This is a genomic window from Mycobacterium sp. E1747 (genome assembly GCF_001667775.1).
Classification (GTDB): Bacteria; Actinomycetota; Actinomycetes; order Mycobacteriales; family Mycobacteriaceae; genus Mycobacterium.
Map to the genome: position 1 here is coordinate 1 of NZ_LZJI01000063.1, position 623 is coordinate 623.

1 protein-coding gene and 1 pseudogene are annotated in these 623 nt (G+C 67.4%); both read left to right on the plus strand.

Annotation, left to right across the window (positions count from 1 at the left end; translation table 11 throughout):
* A pseudogene (locus A5695_RS07045) lies at positions 1-333 on the plus strand (NADH:flavin oxidoreductase); the annotation flags it as partial.
* Between the two features lie 186 nt (positions 334-519).
* The coding region (locus A5695_RS30180; RefSeq protein ID WP_369830164.1) for a hypothetical protein at positions 520-623 on the plus strand (104 nt) is incomplete at its 3' end.

Here is a 623-nt window from a genome sequence, read left to right on the forward strand (position 1 = left end):
ACGGGCAAGAAGTTCCTGCGCGAGTACCCCTACCGCGAGGCCTACTTGTTGCGGCACGCCAAGCTGTTCCGGGCCGAGCTGACGATGCCACTGATCCTGCTCGGCGGCATCACCAACCGGGAAACGATGGACCTCGCGATGGCGGAAGGGTTCCAATTCGTCGCGATGGGCCGGGCGCTGCTGGCCGAACCCGACCTGATCAACCGGATCGCGGCCGACGGTCCCGCGCACAGCGTGCATTCGGCGTGCACGCACTGCAACAAGTGCATGGCCACCATCTACACCCGCACCCAGTGCGTGGTCACCGGCGCCCCCGATCTGCTAGCGCGCTGACGATGCGCGCCGCGCAGCGGCGCGAGGAGAAAGCGGGCAATCCGACCTAGCGCGCTGACGATGCGCGCCGCGCAGCGGCGCGAGGAGAAAGCGGGCAATCCGACCTAGCGCGCTGACGAGAGCCGCCCCGCAAACGCACATTTGGGCCTCAGGGCGGCCTAGGTTTCACGCGATACAGTTGGTCCGATGAGTGCACCAGCCCCGCCCGTCTTGACCGTCCGTTATGACGGGTCAGAACGCACCTTCGCCGCCGGTCACGACGTGGTGGTCGGACGCGATCTGCGCGCCGA